At 39.2% G+C, this 21,693-nt stretch carries 22 protein-coding genes and 1 other annotated feature; of the genes, 2 read left to right on the top strand and 20 right to left on the bottom strand.

Features of this window, described 5'->3' with window-relative positions:
* Window positions 1-5 precede the first annotated feature (5 nt).
* From citF to tnpA, 10 genes are all read right to left on the bottom strand, one after another.
* Window positions 6-1,547: a citrate lyase subunit alpha gene (gene citF / locus K0R93_RS01525; protein ID WP_300296544.1), complete on the bottom strand. Its 1,542-nt coding sequence runs from the start codon at window positions 1,545-1,547 to the stop codon at window positions 6-8.
* Window positions 1,540-2,442: a citrate (pro-3S)-lyase subunit beta gene (citE, locus tag K0R93_RS01520; protein WP_300296541.1), complete on the bottom strand. Its 903-nt coding sequence runs from the start codon at window positions 2,440-2,442 to the stop codon at window positions 1,540-1,542. Before citE ends, citF begins: the two co-directional genes overlap by 8 nt.
* Window positions 2,442-2,738: a citrate lyase acyl carrier protein gene (citD, locus tag K0R93_RS01515; protein WP_300296538.1), complete on the bottom strand. Its 297-nt coding sequence runs from the start codon at window positions 2,736-2,738 to the stop codon at window positions 2,442-2,444. The genes citE and citD overlap by 1 nt, the downstream gene beginning before the upstream one ends.
* A 17-nt stretch (window positions 2,739-2,755) precedes the next feature.
* Entirely contained in the window at window positions 2,756-3,802 is a 1,047-nt protein-coding gene (citC, locus tag K0R93_RS01510) for a [citrate (pro-3S)-lyase] ligase (protein ID WP_300296535.1), read from the bottom strand.
* Between the two features lie 102 nt (window positions 3,803-3,904).
* Complete coding sequence (gene citG, locus K0R93_RS01505; RefSeq protein WP_300296532.1) at window positions 3,905-4,780, bottom strand: triphosphoribosyl-dephospho-CoA synthase CitG; 876 nt, start codon at window positions 4,778-4,780, stop codon at window positions 3,905-3,907.
* Between the two features lie 168 nt (window positions 4,781-4,948).
* A complete protein-coding gene (locus K0R93_RS01500) occupies window positions 4,949-6,409 on the bottom strand; it encodes a sensor histidine kinase (RefSeq protein WP_300296529.1) in 1,461 nt (486 codons plus the stop codon).
* Between the two features lies 1 nt (window position 6,410).
* The gene (locus tag K0R93_RS01495) at window positions 6,411-7,094 is read right to left on the bottom strand and encodes a response regulator transcription factor (protein WP_300296526.1); all 684 of its coding nucleotides are present in this window, start codon (window positions 7,092-7,094) and stop codon (window positions 6,411-6,413) included.
* A 65-nt stretch (window positions 7,095-7,159) separates the two neighbouring features.
* The gene (locus K0R93_RS01490) at window positions 7,160-7,843 is read right to left on the bottom strand and encodes an ABC transporter ATP-binding protein (protein ID WP_300296524.1); all 684 of its coding nucleotides are present in this window, start codon (window positions 7,841-7,843) and stop codon (window positions 7,160-7,162) included.
* A gap of 4 nt (window positions 7,844-7,847) precedes the next feature.
* Window positions 7,848-8,141, bottom strand: coding sequence for a hypothetical protein (locus K0R93_RS01485; RefSeq protein ID WP_300296522.1), 294 nt, complete (start codon window positions 8,139-8,141; stop codon window positions 7,848-7,850).
* Window positions 8,142-8,186: 45 nt separating this feature from the next.
* A complete protein-coding gene (gene tnpA, locus K0R93_RS01480) occupies window positions 8,187-8,594 on the bottom strand; it encodes an IS200/IS605 family transposase (protein ID WP_300296519.1) in 408 nt (135 codons plus the stop codon).
* An 83-nt stretch (window positions 8,595-8,677) separates the two neighbouring features.
* Here tnpA and K0R93_RS01475 point away from each other — a divergent pair, with 83 nt between their 5' ends.
* The gene (locus K0R93_RS01475) at window positions 8,678-10,033 is read left to right on the top strand and encodes a transposase (protein WP_300296516.1); all 1,356 of its coding nucleotides are present in this window, start codon (window positions 8,678-8,680) and stop codon (window positions 10,031-10,033) included.
* 87 nt (window positions 10,034-10,120) lie between these two features.
* Here the strand turns inward: K0R93_RS01475 and K0R93_RS01470 are convergent, their stop codons facing one another.
* The 10 genes from K0R93_RS01470 to K0R93_RS01425 all read right to left on the bottom strand — a co-directional run bounded on the left by K0R93_RS01470 (window position 10,121) and on the right by K0R93_RS01425 (window position 19,939).
* Window positions 10,121-10,453, bottom strand: coding sequence for a biotin/lipoyl-binding protein (locus K0R93_RS01470; protein ID WP_300296513.1), 333 nt, complete (start codon window positions 10,451-10,453; stop codon window positions 10,121-10,123).
* A 149-nt stretch (window positions 10,454-10,602) separates the two neighbouring features.
* Window positions 10,603-10,944, bottom strand: coding sequence for a YbaN family protein (locus K0R93_RS01465; RefSeq protein WP_300296511.1), 342 nt, complete (start codon window positions 10,942-10,944; stop codon window positions 10,603-10,605).
* Window positions 10,945-10,994: 50 nt separating this feature from the next.
* Complete coding sequence (locus tag K0R93_RS01460) at window positions 10,995-12,344, bottom strand: sigma-54-dependent transcriptional regulator (RefSeq protein WP_300296508.1); 1,350 nt, start codon at window positions 12,342-12,344, stop codon at window positions 10,995-10,997.
* Window positions 12,316-13,752, bottom strand: coding sequence for a two-component system sensor histidine kinase NtrB (locus K0R93_RS01455; RefSeq protein ID WP_300296505.1), 1,437 nt, complete (start codon window positions 13,750-13,752; stop codon window positions 12,316-12,318). The genes K0R93_RS01460 and K0R93_RS01455 overlap by 29 nt, the downstream gene beginning before the upstream one ends.
* A gap of 147 nt (window positions 13,753-13,899) precedes the next feature.
* On the bottom strand, window positions 13,900-14,151 hold the full coding sequence (locus tag K0R93_RS01450) for a zinc ribbon domain-containing protein (RefSeq protein ID WP_300296502.1): 252 nt from the start codon (window positions 14,149-14,151) through the stop codon (window positions 13,900-13,902).
* Between the two features lie 152 nt (window positions 14,152-14,303).
* Entirely contained in the window at window positions 14,304-14,759 is a 456-nt protein-coding gene (locus tag K0R93_RS01445) for an S-ribosylhomocysteine lyase (RefSeq protein ID WP_300296499.1), read from the bottom strand.
* Between the two features lie 205 nt (window positions 14,760-14,964).
* On the bottom strand, window positions 14,965-15,096 hold the full coding sequence (locus K0R93_RS01440) for an LDCC motif putative metal-binding protein (RefSeq protein ID WP_300296496.1): 132 nt from the start codon (window positions 15,094-15,096) through the stop codon (window positions 14,965-14,967).
* 295 nt (window positions 15,097-15,391) lie between these two features.
* On the bottom strand, window positions 15,392-16,072 hold the full coding sequence (locus K0R93_RS01435) for a hypothetical protein (RefSeq protein ID WP_300296493.1): 681 nt from the start codon (window positions 16,070-16,072) through the stop codon (window positions 15,392-15,394).
* Between the two features lie 127 nt (window positions 16,073-16,199).
* Window positions 16,200-18,665 carry a heavy metal translocating P-type ATPase gene (locus K0R93_RS01430; RefSeq protein WP_300296490.1) on the bottom strand — a complete coding sequence of 822 codons (2,466 nt, stop codon included), beginning with the start codon at window positions 18,663-18,665 and terminating at the stop codon, window positions 16,200-16,202.
* 263 nt (window positions 18,666-18,928) lie between these two features.
* The gene (locus K0R93_RS01425) at window positions 18,929-19,939 is read right to left on the bottom strand and encodes a ThiF family adenylyltransferase (protein ID WP_300296487.1); all 1,011 of its coding nucleotides are present in this window, start codon (window positions 19,937-19,939) and stop codon (window positions 18,929-18,931) included.
* Between the two features lie 626 nt (window positions 19,940-20,565).
* Window positions 20,566-20,818, top strand: a binding site (T-box leader).
* A 304-nt stretch (window positions 20,819-21,122) separates the two neighbouring features.
* On the opposite strand from K0R93_RS01425, the gene K0R93_RS01420 reads away from it, so the two are divergent.
* Window positions 21,123-21,647 carry a tryptophan transporter gene (locus K0R93_RS01420; protein ID WP_300296484.1) on the top strand — a complete coding sequence of 175 codons (525 nt, stop codon included), beginning with the start codon at window positions 21,123-21,125 and terminating at the stop codon, window positions 21,645-21,647.
* Window positions 21,648-21,693: the final 46 nt, after the last annotated feature.

Here is a 21,693-nt window from a genome sequence, read left to right as displayed (position 1 = left end):
CCTCTCTACTTTACTTGTCGAATCACATCAATAATGGTGCCATCCCTATATTCAACAAGTCCCACAATTTTTTCCCCAAATTCGATAGGCTCAGGTTTTCCAGTTAATTGCTCTGCTTTTTCCTTTAATTCTTCTATGGAAAAGAGAGGCAGCTTTGTATTTTTGAAGCGATCCAACAAATCCTTTCTTAAAGGGTTTATAGCTATTCCACGGTCTGTAACAAGCACATCTATAGTATTTCCTGGGGTAATTACTGTATTTACACGATCCAATATTGTGGGTATTCTTCCTCGTATAAGTGGCGCTACCACCATCGTAAGCTTCGCCCCAGCTGCAGTATCGCAGTGACCTCCTGAAGCCCCTCTTATAACACCATCTGACCCAGTGATAACATTTACATTAAACTGGGTATCCACCTCTAGGGCACTTAGAATTACAATATCCAATTGATTTACTGCACACCCTTTGTTATGAGGATTGGCATAGAAAGACGCGTCGATTTCATAGTGACTTGCATTCTCCCCAATAGATCGGGCAGCAATCAGATCAAAACTTTGGGTATCATATAGTTTTTCCACAAGATTTTCTTTAAGCATTTCTACATATTGCCCAGTGATTCCACCTAGAATAAACTGGGCTTTAATATTTTTCTCAATCATCTTATCCTTTAAAAATCTTGCTACTGCCAAGGAAGCCCCGCCAGATCCGCTTTGCATAGAGAATCCATCAATAAAATAACCTGATGTTTCGATAACCTGAGCTCCATATTTGGCGATAAGCAATTCTCTGGGGTTCCTTGTATAACGGGTTGCTCCTGATACAATCCCTTTTGGATTTCCTATAGCATCTACTTGAACCACATAATCTACGTCTGTTTGATGAATGCTGGCAGGAACATTCGGATAATCAACTAGATTATCGGTTATGAGTACTACGGTATCCGCAAATTGGGCATCTACCTTTGCATAGCCCAGCGATCCGCAAATTGACTTTCCCTCATATCCATTTGCATTCCCATAGGCATCACTGGAAGGTACCCCTAAAAATGCCACATCAATGGCTAGTTCTCCCGCTTCAATGGCCCGGGCTCTCCCTCCATGGGATCGTATAATCACTGGAATATCCATTAGTCCATTAGAAATTTCATCTGCCAACGGCCCTCGAAGTCCACTGGTTTCTATCCTTGTAATCACGCCATTCTTGATGTGTTCTATCAGTGGCTCGTGTATATTTGACAAGGAGCTTGATGCCAATCGTAAGTCTTTGATTCCTCTCTTTGCAAGCATATCAATAACCATATTTACAATATAGTCACCATCTCGAAAATGATGATGAAACGAGATGGTCATTCCATCTTTCATTCCAATTTCATTTATAACATTCTCTAAACTATTCAGGAGTTTACTCTGTCCAGGCAAAACCTTTGATATCTTTCTGCCGAACCTTCGTCCGCTCGGTTCATACTCAAAAGGCCCCTGATACAGCTTTAGCTCGCCTATACCATCAATTTTTTCTGGTATTTCTCTGCCTAAAGCATTCTTAAGCAATTCCTTCACCCTCCTCTTCCACATATACACCTGTAACAATGGCTAGATCAATTACGCGTCTTGCCCGGTCTACAATCGGTCCATCGATCATTTTACCGTCAAGAGAGATTACTCCTGATCCTTTTCGCTCTGCTTCTTCTATGGCTTCCAATACCCGGATGGATTTTTCAATCTCATTCTGGGTCGGTGTATATATTTGATGCACAGGTTCGATCTGCCTTGGATTGATAACTGATTTCCCATCAAACCCTAACTGTTTAGCCAGTTTAACCTCGTTTATAAATCCTTCTTCATCATTAACATCTGAAAATACTGTATCTAAGGCATAAATACCTGCCGCCCTTGCTGCCAGCAGTACTTGACTCCTTGCTACCAATATCTCTACCCCATCTAAGGATCGCGTTGTTTTCATATCTGTAACAAAGTCTTCTGCACCGATGGCAATGGCAACTAGCCTCGGACTAGCCTTTGCGATTTCATAAGAATTTATGATACCCAGCGCACTTTCTATCGCCGCCATCAACTTCACAGTACCACTGGGGATTCCCGCTTCATCTTCAATCTTTGATATTAACTTATCTGCTTCCAGTACATCTTCTGGCTTTTCAGTCTTTGGCAATCGTATAATATTAGGCTTGGCTCTCACAATCGCTTCAAAATCTTCTTTCCCATAAGGTGTATCTAGACCATTTACTCTCACAACGGTTTCTACGCCTTCATAATCAATGGTTTTTAGTGCATTATAAACTAAAAATCTGGCTGCATCTTTCTCCTTCACTGATACAGAATCTTCTAGATCAAACATGATGGAATCTGATCCAAAAATATGGGCGTCCTTGATCATCCCAGGATTATTCCCAGGCACATACATCATCGTCCTTCTGAGCTTACCCATTAGTCTTCCTCCTTCCAATTAAACTGTCCTCCATCAGAAGCTCGAAGTACTGCGGTCTGTACCCTTGCTCTTATCACACAATCCAATGCCCCTTTATCATTCACACGTACAATCCCGTGATCTACGTCCAATGCACGAAGGGTTTCTGTAATAACACTTCGAATTTGATTACCAAACTGTTTTTCTACAGAGCTTTGTAAGTAAATCTGTATACCCGAATCGGTATTTGGTTCGATTGTAACAATTGCATCACTCGACTCCATGGTACCAGCCATTCCAACCTTCACAATTTCCATAAACCCACCTCCTTTTTTTAATGTCTATGATCGTCCCGCTGTATCATTTCAATAATTGGCTCTGCCTCAACCGATGTTAAGAATTCATACGTGGTCTTAGGAACGAAACGTTGCGTTTTATCAACGTCTCCCTCTCGAATGTACCTTCTTACCAGAGATGCACTAATTGCATTTTCTCCCCTATGCAGTCGTGGAATTTCAACAACTTCAATGCCCTTTTGGGGTAAGTATTCTTTCATGATGCGATTGTAGGTACGAGTTACAGGGCAATAGGGCTCTTCTCCAATAAATCGTTTGGTAATTCCTAGGGCTGGTGCAATATATGAACGAAAAATTTCTAGATCCAGTGATGCATGGATTTCTACTACACGCTGATATTCCTTGATAAAATAGGTTGGAAAAGTAGCGGAGGATATAATGTAATCCTTTCCTTTATGTAGTACTATATTGGACAAATGCTTCGTTCCCTCCTCAATCAGCCGATACCTTACCTCTGCAGGAAAACTTGATCGTTCCTCCCATACAACAAATATATGAAGAATATCGCTTTCCCTGGCTGCCTTTTCGATCAAGTATAGGTGTCCTAATGTAAAGGGATTGCAATTCATGATAACCGCAGAAATTTTCTGTCCAGACTTATTTTGCTTCTTGATTTCCTCTATAAAATTTTTTATACCAGCAGGATGATTTTCCATTAGCATTACGCTATTGGGTACCTCTGCAATCTTATGGAACCCAAGTTCATAGAACATCGTATAGTTCTCAGGCTTTGTAAAAATAAATAAATGGGTGTTGCCCCTTTGATATTCTTCGTGGATTAAATGGGAGACAAGTTTATTTGCGATTCCTAAGCCTTGATATTCCTTATCAACAGCAATACATTTCAATACTTTTCCACATATAGATCCCGTGGCAACCAGTCGCTCACCATCAAAAACGCCTACAGTATATTCAACGTCACTATCTAACTGGAGTCCATGTAGTGCTAGAAAAGCCTTTATGTTCTCCACTTCTTTTTTATTATTTAGGCTAATGCGATATTCTGTAAAATGTTCAAACTCCATTTTTTATTAGCTCCTTATAATAAAATGTGATACGGTATCCCGTATACAATTATTTATATTCGTCTAATTCATTAAAATTCCTTCCAAAAATATGAAAAAAACCTAAAATTTTTTAGGCTTTTCCAAAGAATATAACATTATAACCACTGCAAGTAAGTCAGCGCAACCGCCAGGGCTAATATTCCTATGAATAAATACGTCATCTAACTCGTACAGCTTTTTTCTACCTTCGACAGTAAATATTCCTCCAAGGGCCAGCACTTCTCGTGCTGTCTGCTGTACATAATGGAGGGTATCTATGTCATGTCTTCCAAGAACATTACTATCCTCTGTCACCGTCATCAAATGCAGCAACACTTGTATCAACCGATCGTTCAAGCTTCCTTTTTGCTCCGCATCAAGTTTCTCCAATATCGGTAACCCATACTTTCTAGCAGTAAAGAAACCGGACTCTACTTCCCCTCTAATTCCTTTTGTCCCATACCTTTTATATAATTTCTCGCCATAAGTATATTTTTCCTTAACATTTTGTGTATTGAGTTCTCTGATAGAAACTCCTTTTGAAATTTCCATCACTCTCTGACAAGTATTCTCAGAGTTTATCTTCACTTCCCCATTCTTCCTATACAAAGTCCCTGCTGCTGCTGAAATAATCCCTAAAGAAAAAATTAATCCTTTATGAGTATTTACCCCCTTGGTTGCTTCAAACATTCTTTTTTCTCCCTCAACCCCAATAGGCCGTAAGATGTCAAGCAACAAAGTAAAATCCTCATTGTCAAAATTAATTCCTGCCATTGCACATTGAAAAAAAGTATGCCCTAAGGACGCACTACTTGCCATAAAAGTAAAGAAATCCATATCTTTATGGGCTCCAGCATTATTTCGGTCTACAAGGCCAGGCTTTGGTGTTGCAGACACTTCATATAACATAGCCTTAATGGCTAATTCACTAATATATGCACAAATTATCTCTTTCAAGCTTTACAACATCCTTTTCTTTGAATTATACCTATTATATCTCAAATTTGCAGCAATTGAATATATATTTTAAAACCCTGGCATTTTTAAACCGTCTATGACTATATTTCATGGACGGTTTTTGATAAGTTACAGATATGGTTTATTAGTTCCTTAGTCCCCCTCTTTCTAATGGCTTGATTCTTTTTTTAATTCCATCTCAATCCAAACCTTTGTTCCCTTATGAAGCTGACTTTCTACACCATACCTCATATGATGTGCCTCTAAGATGTTCTTTACGATAGCCATGCCTAAACCCGTACCACTGTCATTTCTTTTTCCGGACTTATCAATTTTATAAAATCGGTCCCAAATATAGGGTAAATCTTCCTCAGCAATTCCCTTTCCATTATCAATGACTTCTATTCGAAGTCCATGGTCGGTCAGCTGGGTTCTAATCCATATTTTTGTATTTTCATAGGAATGCTGAATGGCATTGTTGATAATGTTATAAAGCACCTGATATATTTTATCTTTGTCCCCATAAATAAGAATGTTTTCTTCATGGGTTTCCACAGTAATTTCGATGTTTCTATTCTGTGCAAAATAGCTTAGCTTCTCAACTACTCCATATAGCAAATCATTCAAGGAAATTTGATCATATACCAGATTTGAAAACCCAGCCTGCATTTTCGATAAATACAAGATATCTTCGATCATATTGTTTAATCTATCAGATTCTTCGGTAATTACCTGCAAATACTGATTTTTATCATCCACGTCGATACCTTCAACTTCCTTCACCAGCTCTGCATAGGCTTTGATCAAACTAATAGGTGTCTTCAACTCATGGGATATGTTGGCGATAAATTCCTTTCGCAACTGTTCGATGCGATCCAATTGTTTCGCCATGTCATTGATGGTTTCACCCAGTATCCCGATCTCATCGTCTGACGTATGGCTTACTTTAGCATTAAAATTACCCTTCGCGATTTCCTTTGATGCATCGATGATGTTCAAAATAGGCTTTGAAAAAACCCTTGCTAGATATAATGCCAGCAATGTTCCAATCCCCAAGGAAAAAATCGACACATAGGTCAACTGTTTCTTGAGAATTGATATGGTTTCTTCGATGGGTGCCAAAGGAGAAGTAATAATAATATCCGCGACTTTTTTATTTTCACGCATCACGGGCATCCCTACAAAGATAGAAGCATCATGGCTTTGTGGTCTCTTTTTCACCACGGTGAAGGGTTGATTCTTCGCCAGGTGCACAGCTATTTCTTTATCTCCTAATAGAGGTCCGATAGATCTAGCTTGTGGACGATTAAATTCCCCTGCTTTCAAAAAATATCTATCTAGGATATTAAAAAACTGAGTCTCTCCCCCTTGATCAAGAATAATTATCCTGGCATTCACAGAAGATGTAAATGCCTCGATTTCTTCGATTACCTTCTCTGAAATCATGTTTTGCTGGTCTGATTCTAATAGAAGGGTACTCAATTTTTGCGCTTCATTGGATAGAACATTTTTTCGTTCATGAATATAGAATTCGTTTAGGAACCCTACTTGAAACAGCCATATGATAATCAAAATGGCGACGACCAATGATGAAATTGCAAACCATAGTTTACTTTTTATGCCTTTCATACTATTCTCCTATCATAAACTTATAGCCTGTTCCCCAAACGGTTTGTATGAATTTTTTATGATTACCCAGCTTCTCTCTCAGCTGTTTGATATGGGTATCTACCGTTCTAGCATCTCCTATAAAGTCATATCCCCATACTCTATTGAGAAGCTGTTCCCGGGAATATACAATCTCTGCATTTCTGCCTAAGAAGAACAAAAGTTCATACTCCTTTGGTGTTAGGGTAATCTCCGCTTTATCAATAAACACCTGCTTCGATAGGGTTTTAATTTCCAAGGCTCCAAGCTTTATAATCTTATGATTTCGTTCGTTACTTTCCTTGCTTCTTCTCATGACTGCCTTTACCCTGGCCGTCATTTCCTTTAAACTAAAGGGTTTGGTAATATAATCATCGGCACCCAATTCAAAACCGAACAGTTTATCATACTCTTCTCCCCGAGCCGTCATCAAAATAATCGGGATGGAAAAATCGTCTCTGATTTTTCTACAAACAGTCCAACCATCAATCTCAGGCATCATTACATCCAAAAGGATTAGATCAAAACGATCACATGAAACTTTCTCCAGAGCATCTCTCCCGTTAGAAGCCTCTTGGATCTCATACCCTTCCTTCATCAAAAATACCCTGATCACATTTCTCATTTTTTCTTCATCATCGACTACAAGGATTTTGCCTTCACCCATCTCATGTCTCTCCTTAAACCATTTTATCTTATTTCACTTAAACACCTTCGAAAACTATCCTAAATCTACATAGAATCATAGATCCTTCCATCTCTCACTTGAATAATCCGTTTGGCTTGTTTGGCAATCTCCATATCATGGGTAATCAACACAATGGTGTTTCCTTCTCTGTTGAGTTCTAGAAACATCTCCATAATCTCTCCCCCAGACTTGGAATCCAGATTGCCTGTGGGTTCATCTGCCAGCAGAATATTGGGCTGCCCCGCTAACGCCCTGGCAATGGAAACCCTTTGCTGTTGCCCTCCAGATAATTCCATAGGCTTATGATGTACCCTATCTCCTAAACCTACTCTTTCCAATAGCCCCATGGCCTTCTCATAGGCAGCCTCTTTTTTCATCCCCCGTAAAAGTAAGGGAAAAGCAACATTATGTAGGGCAGTATATTTAGTGAGTAGATTAAATTTTTGAAAGATAAAACCGATCTCCCGATTGCGGATATCTGCCAATTCATCTTCATTTCTAGCCTTGATGTCTTTTCCAGCCAAAGCATATTCTCCTTGATCAGCCACATCTATACACCCAATGATATTCATTAAGGTAGATTTACCCGAGCCAGAAGGTCCAAGAATTGCTACAAATTCACCTCTATTAACATTCAAAGAAATCTCATTTAATACGGTTAAAGTATTTTTGCCCATTTTATAAGATTTTACAATATCCTTCATGTATATTACCGCATTATTATCCATAGGACTACCTTCCTTGCATGACCATAACGCGGATGATCGTCTTGCTCGCTTCATCTTCTTTATCGTACCATATTTGCATCATCATTCCCTCATAAATATCTGCAATATCTAACTCCTTCATGCCACCTTGAGCAAACGAATTAATCGGCACACCTACAGGAATCAATAATGTCAAAGTTTCACCAGTCAGCTTAATTTCCCTTTGGATTCCAGACCTTTGCCCTTGTCCTCCACCCATTGGGGGACTACCGCTCGGCGGTATTTGTCCTGCTTGATTGGGAAGCACTAGGCCACGCAAACTCCATCCAAAGGGTTATCTTGGGTGGAGATAGTGGCTTTAAATTTATTCTTTTCCTTGTTCTTCTATATATTTTTTAATCACTTCAATGGGCGCACCGCCAGAAGATAGAATTAAATAACTCCTGTTCCAGAAATACTCTTTCCAGTAAAACTTTTTTAAATGTTCTTCAAAATGCTTTCTGACCAACCTAGATGTGGCTGTTTTGTAGCTGTTAATGATTTTGGATAACTGCACTTGGGGCGGTGCTTCAAATAAAATGTGGATATGGTCCAGGTCGTGATTCATTTCAATTAAAGTACATTCCCACTTTTCAAACAGTTCTAATGTTTTATCTTTTATTGCGTCAAATATTTTGCCATTAATACATTTATGTCTATACTTAGTTACGAGAACCAAGTGATATTTTAAACTATAAACAGAGTGTCTATTGCTTGAAAATTCTAGTTTCATGATGCATCGATCTCCTTTACAACCAATATATAGCATGGTATAATTTTACTATGGATTATTGAAAAATACAAGGAGGTGAAAACATGAAACTAGCAAAAACAGTAAAATGCAGGATTACAAGTCATAGCGATATATTTGTGCCAACCCTTAATATCTATAGAGATGCCCTCGGATTTATTATTCAAGTTGTTAATAATGAATGGGAGGACATCTCTAACTTGAGTTTTGCCAACGATAAATGCTCCTTTGTAGAAAAATTAATTCACGAAACTAAGGAAAACCAAAACCCTAAATATAAGAGTTTCGATTCCCTTTTTTATAAGTTTCCAAGCTATTTTAGGAGAGGGGCTATTAACGAGGCTGTAGGTATTGTTAGTAGTTATCGCTCAAATCTAAGCAATTACCAAGAAAAGAAAGCTCAATTACAAGCCGAAGGCAAGATTCTAAAGGATAAGCCTCCGGCGTTAAGTACAAAACATTATTCTTTTCCTGCCTTCTATAAGGGAAATATGTTTCAAAAACTTTCTTCTAGCGAAGTTATGATTAAGGTTTTTAAGGATAATGACTGGCAATGGATCGCCATTACTTTTGATAGTAAAAACCTTAAAAAAAGAGATTTAGAAACCTATAAAGAGTGTAATCCTACTCTAATTAAGAGTGGTAACAAGTTCTATTTACATATTCCCTTTGAGGGAAATTTTAAATTTAAAGAAAAGAAATTAAAGGATAAAATAGCTATTGCAGTAGATTTAGGATTAACCAATAGCGCAGTTTGCTCTGCCATGAAGTCCGACGGAACTGTCATCGACAGGTTGTTTATCAATCAGCCGATAGAAAAAGACCAAATGCTTCATAGGCTTGGCAGGCTTAAAAAGACTCAAAAGCATTCATGCGTAAACAGCAAAAACAAACTTCCTAATTACTGGCGAAAGATTAACAACTTGCAACTACAAATTGTTAATGATACAGTCAATAAAATCATGAAGCTTGCAATAAAGCATGATGCTGATGTTGTTGTTTTTGAGCATTTGAGTAAGTTCAAAATGCCGAAAGGCACATACGGCTACGCCCAAAGACATAAAGAAAAGTTGCAATTTTGGGCAAAGATGAAAATCCAAAACAAAGTAGAGGAAATAGCCCACAGGGAAGGTATTCGCATAAGTCGTGTAAGCCCTAAGAACACATCTGCCCTAGCCTTTGACGGCAGTGGCATCGTCATAAGAAATCCCAAAAAGGACTTGTGTATCTTTTCTACAGGAAAGCAGTATCATTCTGATCTTAACGCCTCATATAATATTGGGGCACGATATTTTATAAGAGAAATAATAAAAACTCTCTCTGAAAAGAGAGAGTCTGACGTTTTGGCAAAAGTTCCAGAACTTCAGGCTAGGACCGAGCGCACTTTGGCTTCGTTAATTAGCCTAAATAAAGCGTTATAAGAGTCATGCTCTTATATGCGTGTTTAGGCCGTATCCAAGTCAGAGAGTCTGTTTGTTAATGCAAATAGAAGCACCCTCTAAAAAGTTTCATCTTAGGGGGTGAGGTTCACATTCCGTGTCATCAAGCTTTGCAAGCACCTGGCCTTCTTGAATCTGATCTCCATTTTTCACATAGATTTCTTTGATTTTGCCGCTTAATGAAAAATCAAGGTTTATCACGGGAATTTCAGCTTCTCCATCCCCTGTAAACCCAATGGTAATATCACCTCTGGTTACCGTTTCTTCTCTGGCTGTCACCGTCTCACTCGAAGCTGTTTTGCTTTTATTCATAGCCCTGTAACCAGCAAAACCTATCCCTCCAATGATTGCCAATAGCACCACCATCTTGAGAAATTTGTTGGAATATAATTTTGTTAACAACTACGACTACCTCCCTTACAACCTCTTTTATTCATGCATAACTGTATTATATTTCCTAAGTGTGATGGATTTGTGATGCAATGAAAAGCAAATTGTGAAACATAAAAAGGACCATACAGTTGGTCCTTTTTATGTTTCACAATTTTGTTCTATTCTAAGGTCTTAAAGGATAGGATATGGATGGTAACCCCTACTGCAATCCCGAACATTAGCACTTTTATCATCGTAACAGGAATAATAAACAGCACTGAATATCCTATGGATAGCCAAAGTGAACCAATGGCAAAAATCTTCACCTTTAATGGAATCCCCTTTTTTTCTTGGTAATTACGAATATATTCACCAAATAACTTATGATTCATAAGCCATCGATGGAGCTTTTCTGAACTTCTGATATAACAAATTGATGCAAGGATCAAGAATGGTGTAGTAGGCAATACAGGAAGAAATATTCCTATAAACCCTAGAACCATGGACAAAGTACCGATCACAATCAGTACACCTTTTATAATCTTATCTATCTCATTTCCCCTCTTTCATCTTACTTTAAGTTATGTTTTTCCATACGATACATCAATGTATGACGGGTAATTCCCAATAGCTTAGCTGCATGGGTTTGATTGTTCTCTGTTCGGATTAAAGCCTGCTCAATCAAACTCTTCTCCACAGAATCTAAATCAATACCCTCTGCTGGCAAAATAAAAGGAGTAGATTCATTACTGTAAAATACGATCTCCTTAGGTAATGCTTCTTTCCCAACGGTTTCCCCATGGTTGAGAATAACGATTCTCTCGATGACATTTTCCAGTTCTCGAATATTTCCCTTCCATTGATAATTGGCCAATGCATCCATGGCATCTTTATCAAAGACTAATTTATCCCTTCCACTTTCCCTGCAATATTTTTCGGTAAAATATTCGACCAGCATGGGTATATCTTCTTTTCTCTCCCTTAAAGACGGAAGTTCAATAGGAATAACGTTCAGGCGATAGAAGAGATCCTCTCTAAATGTCCCTTTCGACACCATTTCTCCCAAGTTTCTATTGGTTGCTGTCACGATTCTAACATCCACCTTCAAAGTCTCGGTACCGCCGACCCGTTCAAATTCTTTTTCTTGAAGTACACGCAGCAGCTTCACTTGAATGCTCGGTGTAAGCTCTCCCACTTCATCTAAAAATAGGGTTCCGCCATCGGCCAGCTCAAATCTTCCAGGTTTTCTAGAAATAGCGCCTGTAAACGCTCCCTTTTCATGACCAAACAGCTCACTTTCCAACAAACCTTCTGGCAGGGCACCACAGTTCACTTTGATACAGGGTTTTCCTTTTCGCTGGCTGTTGAAATGGATAGCGTTGGCAATGAGTTCCTTTCCAGTACCGCTCTCCCCTGTAATCAACACAGTAGCATTGCTATTGGCCACACGGCTGACAAGCTGCAGTACATTCTTTATTTTTACACTTTCCCCAATGATCATCTTGCCTGTACTTTTGCTTAATTCTTCTGTTAAAAAGGCGATTTGTTCTTGCATATTCCCTATATTCAATGCTTTCTGAATAACAATCTTTAACTCTTCCAAGTCGAAGGGCTTAGAAATATAATCAACAGCACCTAGCTTCATTGCCTCTATGGCACTTTCCATAGTACCATGGGCAGTCAGCATGATCACAGGTATCTTTGGGTTTATTTTCTTGATTTCAGCCAAGGCCTCCATCCCATCCATTTTGGGCATCCTTAGGTCAAGCAGCACGATATCAGGCTCTTCATCCTGGGCTAAGGCCACTGCTTCAGCACCATCTCCGGCAGTGATAACTTTGTACGCTTCGTCCTTTAGGGCCTTTTTCATGGCCCATATCATATTTTTTTCATCATCGGCTATGAGTATTTTTTTCATCATCTCCATGGCCTCCTTCCGCCTGTCGTGGTAAAAATATATCCAATTTCGTACCAGTCCCTACTTCACTTTCAATTTCCATATAGCCCTTATGTTCTTCTATAATTCGATGGGCAATGGCCAATCCCAGTCCGGTACCTTTCTCCTTCGTAGTATAGAAGGGTTCAAATACCTTTTCTATCCGTTCCTGTTCAATTCCCTTTCCTTCATCTATAAAAGAGATTCGTACCCAATGATCTTTCCCGTGCAAGTGAACAAATAGGTTCCCACCATCCGACATCGCTTGAATCGCATTGAGAATCACATTGACCAACGCCTGCTTTAGTTTGTCTGCATCTAGAAAAATAGAGAAGTCTTCATCTTTTTTATAGTGGATATTTACCTTATGCTGCTCAGCATATTTATAGGTGATACGAATTACATCCCCAAGGAGCTGATCAATGCTTTGTGTTTTATAGTTGAAGACACTTGGTTTTGCAAAATCAAGCAATTCCTGAATTACTTTGTTTGCACGATGGATTTCAATCTCAATAATTTCTAGCCCTTCCTTTATATCTTCATCTTCGATTTCCTTGTTAATGGTTTGAGAAATTGTTTTAATAATACCCAGAGGATTTCTTATCTCATGGGCAATACCCGAAGCCAGTTCCCCTACAGCTGAAAGTTTATCTACCCTTCTGATCTGAGCCTCTAATCTCTTCAGCTCAGTAATATCCTCCAGGATAATAACCATCCCAGCTACACGATTCAATATATTTCTTAGGGGATAGCCATGAATCCGGATCATTTGCTTTCCATGATGCTCCTTCAAGCTTGTGGTCTCATAGGGAGAAACGTTACGCTCTTGAATGATGGCTTTATGAATCAGTTCTTTGATGTCTTCCCCATCCTCAAAATAATCATAGATATATGTACCGTCTCTGTGATCTTCCATATGCAAGAGGTTTGCACCTTCCCTATTCACAGAGCTAATCTTCATCTCTCGATCAATGGCCACCACACCGTTTAATATACTATCCAATATATTTTGAGTGTAGTTTTCAAGATCTGTTAATTTCGTAATCTGAATTTCCAATAGACGTCTAACCTTCGATTCGGATTCCACCAAAGCACCAGTAATCATTCCTATGATGATAAACATAGATGCCTCTAACATCTGGTTGATTACCTCTATATTAATTCTCCCAAAATATATCAGCAGGTGCGGAGCGTATAGAACAATGACAGACAGGGCCGTCAACATAGCGCCCTTCAGACCAAATTGAAAAGCTGCTAGTATAATAGGGATATAGTAAAGCCTCCTGTAAAAGTCGTGGAATCCCCAAATGGATGACCCTGTAACATAATGAAGAAATGTAATTCCTGCTACACTTAAAATGATAAACCATTTATATTTTTCTTTTCTATTCATTTGTTACCCCCTGCATACCTACAAAAGTTCTATACCCATATGATACCATATTTCCCTCTATATCTATGCAATCATTTATAATAAACTGTGTCATATGCTACAACCCTTGTAGGATATCCATCATATTTTCACATCGCTCATTTCACGCTATTCAAGTTTTTGGTTATTACAATAAGGACAGCTTCTCCAATCCGTATTAATATATTTACCACAGTCTTTACATTTTTCCTTCAGCGCAATCCTACATTGAGGGCAATATACAAAATCCTCCCGGATTTCATGATTACAGTTGTAGCATTTTGCATCTTTATTTGTTATATGTTGTCTATGATCCTCTGGTGTTTCTAACCAGATTAGATATAGGATCAACATCAAAACAATTATACCGATCAACATCATAATGAATCAACTTCCCTTCTCTCCTATAACACCCTATCTTTTCATATATTCTCCATCCATATGAGATATAAATCTATTGCTATAATATTAAGCAATACTTATGCCAAAAACAAAAATCGACAATGATTTTCCATTGTCGATTTTCTAACCTATTAAACGATGAATTTTTGTTTTAACTTTCCAAGAACTTCTCTCCCATATTCCTGGGCGCCAAACAGTGACATATCCCTATAATTACCGCATTGAATTGGATTTACTGCAGGGATTTCCGTTGCTTCTAGAACCTTCTCCAGGGAAGTCATCAGAGCCTGCAATACCGTTTCTTCTTCGATATCCCCAATCAAAATCAAATAGAATCCCGTTCTACAACCCATGGGAGACAAATCTATGACGTGGTCTAGTTCTTCTCTGATAAAGCCTGCCATTAAATGCTCCAGTGCATGAACCGCACCCGTAGGCATGATTTCCTTGTTCGGCTGGGTAAACCGTAAATCGAACTTCGTGATTATATCTCCCTGAGGTGCTTCGATTCGACCACACTTCCTTACAAATGGCGCCTCTACCTTAGTATGATCCATGGTAAAGCTCTCCACCACAATATTTTTCATAAACAGTCCTCCTTTAACCCCCAAACATAAATAATCATAATACTCTGAATTCTATTTCTGAATAGATTCAGTGTACCACAAACCCGCGCACATGCCAAAGATTTTCTTTACCTTAAGAAAATCTTATATAACAATAATCCGTTACCTTGCAAAATAAAAACTTCCACCCCTCAGTAAACCCTAGGGAAATGGAAGTTTTTTATCATTATTTATGGGGGGGTATTTTTTTATTGTTGCTTTTTTGGTTTACATCACAGCAGTCCAGCCGCTGATCACCAAAGTTTTTTTTATTCGCTTCCTCAATTTTCTTAAGAAAGTGCTTAAACCAGTTTTTCATACAGCCACCCTCCTTTCATGTAAAAGCCAAGACATAGTAGGAAGCTTTATGAACCGTACTGACACGATAACTAAAAGTTGTGGGGATCAAGATCAAGATTAAAACGTAGGGAACGTGCCCCCGTGCCGTTCCGTCATGTTGTATCATTATAATTCTAAGATGTTACCATCCTATAACCGGAAGGCCACAGGGGACCTTCCCTACAAACCGGTTGATCTCTAGGGTCTTCGAGTGGGGAAACCCGCGCCCCTACCACTTTTACTCAATCTTGATCTTATTCTTTTGTCGCACTATCTTACTTCAAATCAAAAGGCTTTAAAAACTTATCTACTTCCACCATTTTTCCATCCTTATCCTTCACTTCAACCTTTGCAAATGCCCAGCCTTCCACCTTCTCTGGATCTACACCTGCATCAATAAATGGCTGCGGATTTACAACGAAAACAATATCTTTGTCATTGGTGCTCATATCCTTTGCCCACTCAAACATATTCCCATTACCTACTGCCATACCATAGTGATCTAATGCCTCATGGTAACCAACAATCTCTCTTTTCTTCTCAACGATATTTTTGAATGTATCCAATGCTGTTGCATCTCCATTATAATCAAACTTCTCTTGACCGATCTCAAAATTCAGGGATAATCGATCTGATGCTTGGTCATAGACATACCCTTCTGGTAACTTTGTTACATCAAGTCCTGCATTGATAAATGGTGCTGCATCAAATTCTAAAATACCGTCCACTTCTGTTGCGCTAAAATCCTTGCTCCATTTGAATTCATCTCCAGCAGGTGATTCCAATGACCAGCTATTTTTTTCTTCATCAAAGGTTACATTATCAGATGCAGTATTGAGTACCTGTTCAAAGGACGTTACAGCTATCTTCCCTACCACATCAGTTGCTTGACAAGCTGAAAATACTAGAGCTGCACTTAAAGTCGTTGCCAATAGGATCATTTTTTTCGCTTTCATCGTGATTCCTCCATCACATTTTAGTTTAGCATTATATTTAAAATAATATTTTGTAGGGGCGATTCACGAATCGCCCAACATCTATGGTCAACGGGCGATTCGTGAATCGCCCCTACAACCTACACTTCTATTTGTACGGTTTAAAACCTTTTAGCCTTAATGCATTGGTTAATACCGAAACGGAGCTTAAAGACATGGCTGCCGCTGCAAAGATTGGATTTAACTTTGGTCCACCAAAGGCATAGAATAGACCCGCAGCCAATGGAATACCTGCCACGTTGTAAGCAAAGGCCCAGAACAGGTTTTGCTTAATATTTCTTATGGTACTCTTACTCAACTGAATGGCTGTCGGTACATCCATTAGGTCACTTCTCATTAGTACGATATCTGCTGACTCCATGGCCACATCTGTACCAGACCCAATGGCAATACCAATGTCTGCTTGGGCTAATGCTGGCGCATCATTGATACCATCCCCAACCATTGCCACCTTCTTGCCTTCTCCTTGAAGCTTCTTCACTTCGTTGGCTTTGTCCTGAGGCAATACCTCTGCCAATACTCTGTCGATACCTACTTGCTTTGCAATGGCCTCGGCCGTTCTTTTGTTATCACCTGTAATCATGGCTACCTCAATGCCCATCTCATGGAGCCTCTTAATCGCCTTGGCACTGCTCTCCTTCACCACATCGGCTACCGCAATAATACCCGCCAACTGATTACCTATGGCCATATACATCGGTGTCTTTCCTTCGGACGCCAATCGGTCAGAATCATTTTCAAGCTGTGTCAATTCGATATTTCTTTCTACCATAAGCTTTCTGTTTCCTAACAAAATCAGCTGTCCATCGATCTCTACCTGGATTCCATGTCCAGGTATGGCTAGGAATTTACCTAATTTCAACATCTCCAAGTTTTCCTTCTCTGCGCCTCTTACTATGGCTTCTCCAAGAGGGTGCTCGGAGCCTTTTTCTGCCGATGCGGCAATCTGAAGCAACTTATCTCTTTCAATGATTCCTGTGGTTACGATATCCGTTACCTCTGGTCTACCTTCGGTGATGGTACCTGTCTTATCAAATACGATGGTCCGGATCTTATGGGTTGTTTCTAAGGCTTCTCCGCCTTTAATCAATACACCATATTCAGCGCCTTTACCCGTACCAACCATAATCGCTGTAGGTGTGGCCAATCCAAGGGCACATGGACAAGCAATCACCAGTACCGCAATAAAGATGGTTAAAGAGAATACTGTACTTTCTCCGCTTAAATACCACGCTAGGGCTGATAGGGTTGCGATGACGAATACGGTCGGCACAAAGTAAGCTGATACGATGTCTGCCATCTGGGCAATTGGAGCTTTAGAACCCTGGGCATCTTCTACTAACTTGATAATTTGAGCCAAAGCCGTATCACTTCCTACTTTTGTTGCCTTAAACTTTATGGAGCCGTGCTTATTAATACTAGCTCCGATAACCTTATCTCCTACCTTCTTATCTACGGGGATACTTTCTCCTGTCAACATAGACTCATCAATGGTTGTATGGCCTTCAACAACTTCCCCATCCACTGGAATTTTTGCTCCAGGTTTTACAAGGATGATATCTCCCACTTCCACTTCTTCTATAGGAATTTCAATTTCTTTATCATCTTGAATCACGATTGCGGTTTTCGGTGCTAGACCCATAAGCTTTTTAATGGCCTCTGAAGTCCTTCCCTTAGATACTGCCTCTAAATATTTACCTAGTAGGATCAATGTGATAATGACACCAGCTGTTTCAAAGTATAGGTCATCCACATACATGAAGTCCCCTATGTTTATTCTGTAGATGGAATATAAGCTGTAAAGAAATGCTGCCGACGTACCCATGGCAATAAGGGAATCCATATTAGGACTTCTACGAGCAATCGCTTTAAATCCTACAGTAAAAAACTTATTCCCTGCAATCATCACTGGGATTACCAAGACCAATTCAACCAGTGCATAAAGCAGTGGGAAATTCATTGGTTCTAACCACGCTGGAAGTTTCCATCCCAACCATGGTACCATAGGGCCCATGGCAATATACAGCAGGGGTATGGAGAATATGGCAGACACCACAAATTTCAGCCACAGGGTTTTGATTTCTTTTTCTTTTCTTTCCTTATCTTCATCGACCCTGTTCTTATTTTCAATCTCCAATGGTGTATATCCAGCCTTTATGATTGCCTGCTTAATTTCAGAAAGCCTTACATCCTTCGGATTATACTTTATTACGGCCTTTTCTGTGGCAAAGTTTACTGCCACACTTTCTACACCGCCTAACTTACCAACAGCCCTCTCCACAGCTTTTGCACATGCAGCGCAGGTCATACCTGCCACAGGTATGGCTACTTCTTTTGTCTCGATCTCTTCCTTGGCTTCATAGCCTGCCTTTGCAACGGCTGCCTTGATCTCTTCCATAGAAAGCTTGGAAGCATCAAATGCCACATTCATCTTTTCTGTGGCAAAATTTACATTTACCTTCTCCACACCGTCAAGCTTGCCCACAGCCCGTTCTGCTGCTTTTGCACAGGCGGCGCAGGTCATGCCAAAAACCTTCAGATTTTCTGTTTTCATCGTTTAACACTCCCTTTAAACACAAATGTTATTCATAGTTCTTGTGCATATCACCAATCTGCCCGAAGGTAAGATTTTTATTTATACTATACCCCCGTTGGGTATCTTAATTATATATTATCCTTGCTTTTATCTTTTGTCAACAAGAATTTTATTTGCTCTTTATGCCTCTTCTTTATACCTCTGTAATCCTTCCTATTCAAGCTTAAGAAGGATTACAGGGGTTTTTTATATACATTTTCATTTTTTGACTTTCCTGCTGCTTATAACCCTATGTATCTTGCATAAAAACTTTTAGCCTGATTCACATCTGAGATATTTTTTAAAATCGCTCTTCCGTCATAAAAAAGCGTTGTTTGCACATCTTCTACTTGAAACTTGATATAGAACTGATTTTTCTTTACATTTATATTCGATGCTTCCAATCTCTGGATTAAGCTTTCTGCAGATATCCCCTTGTTCATCGGATTCACCTGCACACTATCCTTGCCACATAGATATACAGCATCCTCAGCTTCATGATTTAGAAATTCCAAATGTTTCTGACTGCATGCAGGGCAGTTTTCTTTCTTACGCTTTTCTATGGTTTCAAAATCATTATTCCATACATCTATATATCTTACGCCTCTTATAAGCTCCTCTTTTTCTCCAATCAGCAGTTTAATCGCCTCTGTAGTCTGATACGAGGCAACAATGTTGATAATGCTGTTTAAGACGCCCACCATATCGCAGGTATCCACTGAGCCAGCCGGAGGGATCTCAGGCATAATACATCGAAAACAAGGCGTTTCTCCTGGTATAATGGTATGGGTCATGCCCATACTACCTACTGCACCACCGTAAATCCATGGTATACCCAATTTTATAGATACATCATTGATCAGATAGCGAATATTAAAATTATCCGTGGCATCGAGAATCAAATCCATACCCTTACAAATTTCTATTATGTTCTTAGGGTTTACATCCGTAATGATCCCTTCAATGGTTATACTTGAATTAATCTTTCTCAGTTTATTTTGTGCTGCAATCGCTTTTGGTAAGCTATTTGCCATATCATCTTCATCAAATAAGATCTGTCTTTGAAGGTTAGACAACTCTATATAATCTCGATCTACAATTTTTATATAGCCTACACCTGTTCTAGCTAAATTATTTGCGATAACAGTTCCTAATGCTCCACACCCAATAACTACAACCTTAGATGCCAGCAGCTTCTCCTGTCCAAGGTTTCCGATTTTATCAAAAAGAATCTGTTTTGCATATCTCTCCATGTATTTTCCTCCAAACAAATTCGCTTTTTTTATCAACTAAGACTCAGTTCAGATGGAGTTTGTAACTCCACCTGAACGCCAAGTCGTGTTATCCAGAGGCTGTACAACTCTTGCCTCTCGCTTATATAAGCAGTGATCATAAATCTTTGATTTATTGATCATCGCTTACACAGCGTGCAAGCGGGAGTCTTAGAGTTGTTAGCCATCGGATAAAGATAGCTAGTGGGGGCCCACTAGCTATGGAAATTTTGACAGTTTAAGGGGGGAACCTTAAATGTCTGATGAACTATTATGCAATACCTATGCCAAAGATAATTCAATCGTATATTTTCCTCTTACCCATATCGCACAGCGACAAAACGAATAGTTTAAAATGAGTATTTATGCCATTCATATTTTGAACAATTATGTTCATGATCTAAATGATGTCTTAAAATAAGCCTTTCTTTTTCTATGATCCGTCTTATCTTGTCCTACTTCGTGTAGGATATGCTACATCTCATTCGCCATTTGGTACAGTTGATATAAAAACCTCTAAACCAAATTCTCCCACCCAATTGAAATAAATAAAATTTTCTGTTGACATTATCGTGTCTCTGTACTATTATTAGAATAATCAAAAAACAAGAATTTCTTTGAATAGGATTAGTAAGCAGAACTACTTTGTTTCAGCGAGTCGGAGTTGGTGGGAGTCCGACACATAAGCTTCTGTTGAATGGGCCTAGGAGATGCAGGGTGAAATCATAAGTAGCCTGTGCCGGGCGTTTCCCGTTATAGAAACAGGATATCGAGTTTTTTTACTCCGTATCTGGATAAGTGAGATAGCCTCGTTCTATCTAATTTGGGTGGTACCGCGGAAGCAAGCCTTTCGTCCCTGTTTTACAGGGATGAAGGGCTTTTTTATGCTCAGAAAACGACCATCTATTCTATTGGAGCTTAAAAAATTGCATAAGTAACTATTATTGGGGCATTTTAAGCAACGCAAATTTTGAGAGTCTTACTCGAAGAAATTTCGTTGGCGCCATGAGCAGTTGCGATAGCAATATGCGAATTTTTTATATTCAGAAAATGATTATCTATTCTATTGGGGATAAAAAAAACAAGGAGGTGATCAGCATGCCATGAACATCAGATGAATCACACTGGTTTTCCATAAAAGAAAAAAATAAAAGGAGAGATTCTCATGAATGTAAATCTAAGAAAAAACATATTAACAGCTTTGCTGATCGCCATCGGTGTAATCCTTCGTCAAATTGTACCTGGTACCATCGGCAGCATGAAATTTGATGTCATGCTTTCCGTGGTTTTTGTAGCATTATTAATTAATAGAGATTTCAAAAACACAATTCTTACCGGCTTGCTTGGCGGTCTCATTGCTGCCATGACCACAACATTTCCAGGGGGGCAGCTCCCAAACATCATTGATAAACTCATTACCTGCTGTATGGTTTATGGTATGATTCAACTCTCAGAAAAATTTCAGAATCAAACCGTCGCCAGAGGCATCATTTCCTTCGTAGGTACGATCATTAGCGGCACCATATTTCTTACCTCAGCCCTCTTCATTGTGGGATTACCCGCACCTCTGGAGGTATTATTCTTAGGCATCGTATTACCAACAGCAGTAACCAATATCTTTTTAACAACCTTCCTGTATCAAACCGTATTGATGGCAATGAAGGTAACAGGCATACAAATCGCGGACTAACCCAAACGACAAAAGAACATGGACTGAGTCCATGTTCTTTTGTCGT

Origin of the sequence: Anaerosolibacter sp. (assembly GCF_029240175.1) — a bacterium.
In the GTDB taxonomy this organism is placed as follows: Bacteria; Bacillota; Clostridia; order Peptostreptococcales; family Thermotaleaceae; genus Anaerosolibacter.
This window is presented reverse-complemented; position numbering and strand designations above follow the sequence as displayed.